We start from the raw sequence: 7,399 nt of genomic DNA, 5'->3' as shown, positions 1-7,399 counted from the left end.
TCGCCGTGAGTGTCGAGGCGGCATCGAAGCCCCGGGCCCGCGCGACATTGAAATGCGGGTGACGCGCACGGCTGCGCCGCCTCAGCTCACGGCTGGATGCGGCCGCAGCCGACGCCTTGGCGAACGCCGGGATCGACAACCCCTGCACCTCCATTCCTCTGATCGAGTCGGCGCTTCCCTTATCCTCGGCGCTTGGCGTGAGCTTTTGCTTCTCCGCGCCGAAGAACCGCGGAGGGTTCGCTCGATGGGGCTCGTCCAGATAGCGGACCCACAGGTCGTCCGGCTCCATCATGTGCAGGTCGCTATCCATGATCAGGTACTGTTCGCGTGCCATTTTTTTCCTCCTGTAGCGCCCGCTCTTTCCGCCTGCCTACTCAATCGGCGGAGATGTTCCGGGCATTAAGGCACATCGTGCGCCTGCCCGATGAATACCGTCAAGCAAGAAACAGCCTGATCGGACATGGTATGGATGCGAGCTGAGACTAACCGCTCAAAAAAAGGGGCCCGTATCCCGGACGTCTCGTTGCATGCCCGCCCTTCGGTTCGGCGATGCTACTTCAGGCGATACTGCTCGAGCTTGTTTTCGTCGAGGCTGATGCCAAGACCCGGCCCTGGGAGTAACGGCAGACTGCCCGAGGAAATATCGAGACGCGTTGTTGCAACCGTATCTGTCACCTTGAGCGGACCAACGCACTCGAGTCCGGGCAGCACGTCGCGGGACGTGGCGGCGAGCATGATCTTCGCGAGCGTGCCGGGATCGAGCCGGAAGCCATGGCCGATCACGACCGGAAGCCCTGCGGCCTCCGCGGTCGCCAGCCGCGCCAGTCCCGCGAGATCGCGCAGATGTGCCGGCTGTTCGAAAAGCTGCAAATCGAACTGTTTGACCATGCGGCAGAGTCTCAGCGACGTGTCGGCGTCGTACTGCAAGTTGGCGTCGATGCGAGGCTTCATCGCGCTCCCGACAGCGGCGGGAACGGCTTCGATGCGGTCGCGATCCGCCTTTACGCCGCTGCCGACTTTGATCTTCGCCGACTTGAACCCCGCCTTCAGCCATCGCCGCGCCTCTGTCACCGCTTCCTCGGGCGCAAGCTCTCCGATCCAGCCATTGAACTGCATGCTTTCCTGTGCAGAACTGCACGCTTTCCTGTACAGCCCCGCCGAGGTAGGTGTAGAGCGGCACCCCCTGAATGCGCGACGCGATCTCGACGCACGCCATTTCTACGGCGGCTGCGGCGCCGGGTTGCGTGGGCGTGAGCCCATCCAGCAGCTCGATCAATCGGTTGATGTTGGTCGGATCCTGCCCGATAAGCGCAGGGGCAATGCGATCCCGGATCGCGACTGCGAGCTCCACGGCCGTTCCCGGCCACTTGGTGACGGCCGACGGCTCGACGCTGCTGATGCCCACCGTGCCGTCCGATACGGTGCGGCACTACTGCACATTTCGTCGCTTGCTTGGAGACTCCCGCGCTCGTAAACGTGCCGGTCAGGGGCATCGCCACGCCGAATATTTCGACTCGTTCCATCTCCAGGTTCATTGGCTGTTCCAGCTTGTTGTTCCGGCTCGCAATGCAATTGCTCGAAGCATCGATACTACTGCAGTGTCCGTAACGTGAATCAACGACTTCGGAAAGCAAGAAGAGCTCGTCCAGCCGATGGCCGCCGAAGCACGGCAGGCGGTGGGCCGTTTCGAAAATCCTCATCGTTACTCGGGCTTGATGGCCGCTTGGCGTATCACTTTGCGCCATCGTACCGTTTCGGCACGCACAAACTCGCCAAACTCTGCGCTGGTCATCGACGCAGGCTCGGAGCCCGAAGCCAGCAGGCGTTGCCTCGTATCCGGCGCGGCGAGCGCGCGGTTGACGTCGGCGTTGACCCGGGCTGGAAGCGTTCGCGGGACGCGCGCCGGGGCGAAGACCCCGGCCCACCCGACGACGACGTAGTCCGGATAGCCGGATTCCACTACTGTCGCAATGTCCGGCGCGGCGGCTGAGCGTTTGGCACTGGTCACTGCGAGCGCCCGGAGCTTTCCGCTGCGCACGTGCGGCAGCGCCGTGAGCATGCTGGTGATCATGAAAGCCGTCTGCCCGCCGATCGTGTCCGTCAATGCGGGGGCCGTCCCCTTGTATGGAATGGAAGTGACCCGAACGTCCGCCTGCAGCCTCAGCAGCTCTATTGACAGGTGCCCGATCGTGCCTACGCCGGCGTGCGCGTAGTTGAGCCTTCCAGGCTTGGCCTCGGCGAGGGCCACGAGCTCGGCGAAGCTCTTCGCCGGAACGGCGGGGTGAACAACGACAAGACTGGGCGTCTGGGCGGCAAGCGCGACCGGCACGAAGTCCCGCTGCGGCGCATACGGCAGCCTTGCGTAAAGGCTTTCGTTGATCGCGTGGGTGGCAATCGTCCCCATGGCGAGCGTATGTCCATCGGGCGCTGCGCGGGCCGCGAGCTCCGTGCCGATGTTGCCGCCGGCGCCAGGCCGGTTGTCGACAATGACGTGTTCTCCCCAGTACTCGGTGAGCTTGACGCTGATGGCGCGCGCCAGCACGTCGGTAGGACCCCCGGGCGGGAAAGGCACAATGAGGCGGACAGGGCGGGTGGGATAGTCGCGTGTCTGGCCCAGGGCAACCATCGGAAAAAACATGGCGAGCCCTACCAGGAGCGCAGAAAGCTGCGCCGGCCGCACCGCGCCGATTGCGCGCGGCGTCATGACAGCGCGGCGCGAGTTTGCCCGCTCGCCGGCGGCACTCCCATGCCGACACCGTCCCCATAGCGGTCGGCGAATTCCGGGGCAAGCTTGCGATGGCCATTATTGAGCCAGAGGCGCAGCATGTGACGCTTGCGCTCCGGCTCCGGCCACTCTTCGTACGCCGTGCGCGAGTGCAGCACCACGTGGTTATTGCAGAACTGCATGTCGCCGGGCTCGAGCACCATGTCGAGACGGATGTCTTCGCGCGCAGCAGTGCGGTTGAGAAATTCCATCGCTGCCGTTTCCAGATTAGTAAACGTCAGGCCGGCTTTGCGCGCTGCCGTCATGATCGCGGTGTAGACGTAGCGGCATGAGAGCCTTTCTTCGTAGTAGCTGTAAACCGGGATGCGATGCGGCGTGAGAGGAGCAACCCCTGGAAGCTCCTCGCCGCGCAAGTCGTAGTGAAAGCCGCGCGAGAGTACCTCCAGGTATTCCGGATGCGTAGACAGCACTTCGTTGTACAGCGTCGTCGCGCTCGCCAGCCGCGAGACTCCCCCTGACTTCGCCTTGCGAAAGCAAAGCAGGCCCACGATGTCGCAGTTGTCGTTGTGGAAGAAGAGCTCGGCGCTGGTCTGATAGCCGCGAACGTTCTTGTCCATGTATCGCAGGCCTTCGATTGCACGCACGTGCCCCAGCAGATCGCCCTTGGCGTTTTGCGATATCGGAGACCCGAAATGGGAGCCGATGCCCCAGAAAATGCGCGCGATATCGTCGTCATCGTATTTGCCGGAGGGTAGCCCTCGGATGACCACGAAGCCGCGGCCGTTCTCCAGCTCGTTCGATATGTCGGCCAGATCGCTCTTCAAAGCCGGCAGCGGAAAGTGCTCGCGGCGAAGCTCGCTTAGGGGAGCCGACCGCTCGCGCAGCCGCGCCAGCGTCGCATCGAGCTCATCGATGGCTGCAGTCGGCAGCGTATAGATCCACTCCCGGCTCTTCGCCAGGTCGCCGCCTTTCCAGGCGCTGCGATCGGTTACGGGATTACGTAGTACGTTGCGCTGTGCTGACGCCATGCCCAACCCTCCTGCTAAGAATTGAATGCACAAAGGAGCATCCATCGATCCACGAAGTCATCTGTCACAAGCTGTGGGAGAAAATCCAGCGCTACCCAGCGCGCGTCGTCTCCTGCAGATGCCTTATTGCGGCGTCGCGCGTTGCGAGCGATATCCGCGACGCGATTCTCTGCGCGCGCTCCCCGTCGCCCGATTTGATCGCCTCGAGCAACTGACGCCAGAGCCGCGCTGAGTCCTTGCGCCGCTCGGCTGAGGCGAGCGCGAGCCGTGTATAGCGCCTGGTCTGCAGCGTCAGCGCCCGGAGCATGTCGCGAAGCCAGCGATTCGTTAGGCTTTCTGTCAACGCGCTATTGACCGCCATCGCGGCCTCTACGTATTCATCGTACTTGTCCGGTGCCCTTGCGAGCTCGGCAAGACGTGCGATCGGCTGCTGGAGCTGGGCGATCAGCTCATGACGACCAGCGTCCTCTGCGATCCAGCGCGCCCGCAAGCCGACGAGCGCCGCGCGCACCTGATAGATTTCCTTGACTTCGCGCACCGAGAGCTCGGTTACCTGGGCGCCGCGGTAAGGATGAATCGTTACGAGGCCGGAATTCTGCAGAATGCGCAGGGCATCGCGTATCGGACCATGGCTTACGTTGAAGCTCTTGACTAGGATCGATTCGATCAGCCTCTCGCCAGCCTGGTATTCGCCCGATACAACGCGGTTCGCGACAGCCGCGGCGATTTTCTCCGGTAACGTCTGAGCCAGTACAGAGATCTCGGTCGCCACCGTGGTTCCCGCTTCAAGTCCGATTTGTGACCAGAGATGATTATAGTTTGTAGATTGTTAATAATCCATATACAATCCATTTTTTCCACGGATGCCGGGAAGGCCCCTTGCAAGTCTCAGAACAAAACAGTCACCCGCAATCCGCCATAAGTGCGGTTGCACTCACAAATCAGATCGGTGCGGATATCCTCAACGTCGATCTGTCGCAGCCGCTCTCCGCGGCCGACTTCAGCGCTGTTTACGACGCGTGGATGGCGCATCGGGTTCTGCGCTTCAGAGCACAGGAGCTCACGAACGAGCAGGTGCTCGATTTCAGCGCGCGGTTCGGCGAGCTCGACAAGGCGCCGATCAACATGAAAGGCGAGCCGTGGCTTCCGGGCTACCCGAATCTCGCCGTAATGTCGAACATCATCGAGCAGGGCCAGCCGCTGGGGAGCCTCGGCTACGGTGAAGCCGTGTGGCATACGGACATGTCCTACAACGATACGACGCCCTCCGCTGCCTTACTTTATTCCCGGGAAGTCACTAAGAGCGGCGGCGAAACCGGCTTTCTGAACATGTACCACGCGTACGAGACGCTGCCGGAAGACCTCAATGCGGCGATCGAAGGTAAGCAGATCAAGCACGACGCGAGCCGGAATAGTGCCGGCCAGTTGCGCAAGGGCTACAAGGAAGTGAGCGATCCGCGTGAAGCGCCTGGCGCCTTGCACGCGATCATCATCCGCCATCCGGTGACACGACGCCGTGCGCTGTATCTCGGCCGTCGTCCCCTTAGCTACGTCGTGGGCCTTTCCCTGGAGGAAAGCGAGCTTTTGCTCGACCGCCTGTGGGCGCATGCGACCCGCGAGGCGTTTGCCTGGTTTCAGAAATGGACTGTCGGCGATCTCCTGATGTGGGACAACCGCTGCGTGATGCATAAACGCACGGCATTCGACCCGAGCGAGCGCCGCTACATGCTGAGAACGCAAGTCAAAGGCTCGCGTCCCGCTGCGTAACGCCTCGCGAACGGCGCACCTGGGACGCTGGCCGTAGTCTCGCGGCGAAGGCCGTAGACTTCACGGCGTTCGGGTGCGATAAGCCAACGCGGAGCAATCAGCTTCCCTCCGTGCCCTCGCTTGCTTCGGCGATCTGCCGCCCACGCGAACCCGGGGGCCGAAACAGTGAAGGAAATGAGGTGCCATTCGAAAAACTGCTGAAGGATCTCAAGGACCGCGAGGTGGAGGCGCTGGCCATGGGCGGGCCGGAGAAGCTCGCCAGGCGCAAGGCCCAAGGCGTGCTCAACGCCCGTGAGCGGATCGACTATCTCACCGACAAGGACTCTTTCATCGAATCCGGGCGCTATGCCCGCAGCAACCGGCCCGAGGTTAAGCACAAGACCCCCGCGGACGGCAAGATTGCGGGCTTCGCGCGCATCGATGGCCGCGAGATCGCGCTCGTCTCGAACGACTTCACGGTGCTGGGCGCGTCTTCCGCCGTGATCAATATGAAAAAGCTCAAGCACGTGAAGCAGGTCGCGGCCAAGCGCGGCATGCCGCTGGTACTGCTCGGCGAATCGAGCGGCGCGCGCATGCCTGACCGCATGGGCGCTGCCGGCCGCGCGATCATCGCGCAGGACCCGACCGAGTATCAGCGCTTGCGCGAGACGCCGTGGTGCTCGGCGCTCCTCGGGCAGTGCTACGGCTCATCCACGTGGTATTCCGCCATGTCCGACTTCGTCGTGATGCGCAAAGGCGCGATCATGGCGATCGCGAGCCCCAACGTCACTTCGATCGCGATCAACAAGCCGATCGACGCGGAGACGCTTGGCGGCTGGAAGCTTCTGACGGGCATATCGGGACTCGCCGACCTTGCGGTCGACACCGACGAGCAGGCGCTCGATGCGATCAGGCGCTTCTTGTCGTATCTCCCCAGCCACAACATGGAGCCGCCGCCCGAGCACGCGGTGCCCGAAGGTTCCGACGAAGCCTGCAGGAAGATACTTGAGATCGTTCCCGAGTCGCGCAATAAGGTATACGACGTACGCAAGGTGATCAGAGCGATCGCTGACAAGGACTCGGCCTTCGAGGTCAAAGAGCGCTACGGGAAGTCGATCGCGACGGTACTGGCGAGGCTGGACGGCAAGAGCATCGGCTTCATTGCGAACAATCCGCTCTTTAAAGGCGGCGCGCTCGATGCGGATGCGTGTCAGAAAGTCACCAGCTTCATGGTGTTGTGCGACTCCTTCAATATCCCGCTCGTCTATCTCGTCGACGTGCCCGGATTTCTGATCGGGCTCGAAGGCGAGCTTCGCGGCATGCCCGGGAAGGTCATCAACTGGATGAACGCGATGACCCTCGTCACCGTGCCGAAGATCACCGTGATCATGCGCAAGAGTTACGGCCAGGCGTACATCAACATGGCCGGAGGCAAGAACGCCGACGAAGTCGCGGTGTGGCCCACCGCCGACCTGGGTTTCATGGATCCCGCGGTTTCGGTGAACGTGCTCTTTGGCGTGCGCTACCAGGACGATCCCGAGCGCTTCGAGCAGCTCAAAGCCGAAGTTGAGCGCGATACGTCCGCGTGGGGGCTTGCGGAGCTGTACGAGGCGCAGACGGTGCTCGATCCCCGAGACACCCGCGATTACCTCATCCGCACGCTGCAGGTGCACCGCCTGCGCATGAAGAAAGGCGTGGGCGAGCACCGGCTGCGTAACTGGCCGACAAGTTACTGATCCGCATGGGGCAGACCGGGCGTCGGCAACTGCGGCCATAAACAATATGGGAGAGCGAACGGAATGCGGATGGTTACAGGCGGTAGCGTTGTCGCTGCTCATTGCGAGCGGCGCTGGCACAGCGCAGAACTACCCGAACCGCCCGGTGCGCTTCATCGTTCCGT

At 62.5% G+C, this 7,399-nt stretch carries 7 protein-coding genes and 1 pseudogene; 2 read left to right on the top strand and 6 right to left on the bottom strand.

Going from position 1 to position 7,399, the window contains the following annotated elements; all coding sequences use genetic code 11:
- The 6 genes and pseudogenes from GEV05_29775 to GEV05_29750 form a co-directional block, all read right to left on the bottom strand.
- On the bottom strand, positions 1–334 hold a 334-nt coding region (locus GEV05_29775), incomplete at its 3' end, for a hypothetical protein (GenBank protein ID MPZ47474.1).
- Positions 335–552: 218 nt separating this feature from the next.
- Positions 553–1,116 (bottom strand): hypothetical protein, encoded by a 564-nt coding sequence (locus GEV05_29770; GenBank protein MPZ47473.1) that lies wholly within the window; start codon positions 1,114–1,116, stop codon positions 553–555.
- 40 nt (positions 1,117–1,156) lie between these two features.
- A pseudogene (locus GEV05_29765) lies at positions 1,157–1,405 on the bottom strand (hypothetical protein).
- Positions 1,406–1,702: 297 nt separating this feature from the next.
- Positions 1,703–2,704 carry a tripartite tricarboxylate transporter substrate binding protein gene (locus GEV05_29760; GenBank protein MPZ47472.1) on the bottom strand — a complete coding sequence of 334 codons (1,002 nt, stop codon included), beginning with the start codon at positions 2,702–2,704 and terminating at the stop codon, positions 1,703–1,705.
- Positions 2,701–3,798, bottom strand: coding sequence for a TauD/TfdA family dioxygenase (locus tag GEV05_29755; GenBank protein ID MPZ47471.1), 1,098 nt, complete (start codon positions 3,796–3,798; stop codon positions 2,701–2,703). The genes GEV05_29760 and GEV05_29755 overlap by 4 nt, the downstream gene beginning before the upstream one ends.
- A 46-nt stretch (positions 3,799–3,844) precedes the next feature.
- On the bottom strand, positions 3,845–4,525 hold the full coding sequence (locus tag GEV05_29750; GenBank protein ID MPZ47470.1) for an FCD domain-containing protein: 681 nt from the start codon (positions 4,523–4,525) through the stop codon (positions 3,845–3,847).
- A 146-nt stretch (positions 4,526–4,671) separates the two neighbouring features.
- On the opposite strand from GEV05_29750, the gene GEV05_29745 reads away from it, so the two are divergent.
- Complete coding sequence (locus GEV05_29745) at positions 4,672–5,520, top strand: TauD/TfdA family dioxygenase (GenBank protein ID MPZ47469.1); 849 nt, start codon at positions 4,672–4,674, stop codon at positions 5,518–5,520.
- 179 nt (positions 5,521–5,699) lie between these two features.
- Entirely contained in the window at positions 5,700–7,235 is a 1,536-nt protein-coding gene (locus tag GEV05_29740) for a methylmalonyl-CoA carboxyltransferase (protein MPZ47468.1), read from the top strand.
- Positions 7,236–7,399 lie beyond the last annotated feature (164 nt).

The organism is Betaproteobacteria bacterium, assembly GCA_009377585.1.
Lineage (GTDB): Bacteria > Pseudomonadota > Gammaproteobacteria > Burkholderiales > WYBJ01 > WYBJ01.
The sequence above is the reverse complement of the archived record's forward strand: the minus strand, read 5'-3'. Positions and strand labels throughout refer to the sequence as shown.

Excerpts from the sequence above, each read along its gene's own strand:
- GEV05_29770 (MPZ47473.1), bottom strand. The coding sequence starts at position 1,116 with ATGCAGTTCAATGGCTGGATCGGAGAGCTTGCGCCCGAGGAAGCGGTG.
- GEV05_29760 (MPZ47472.1), bottom strand. The coding sequence starts at position 2,704 with ATGACGCCGCGCGCAATCGGCGCGGTGCGGCCGGCGCAGCTTTCTGCG.
- GEV05_29755 (MPZ47471.1), bottom strand. The coding sequence starts at position 3,798 with ATGGATGCTCCTTTGTGCATTCAATTCTTAGCAGGAGGGTTGGGCATG.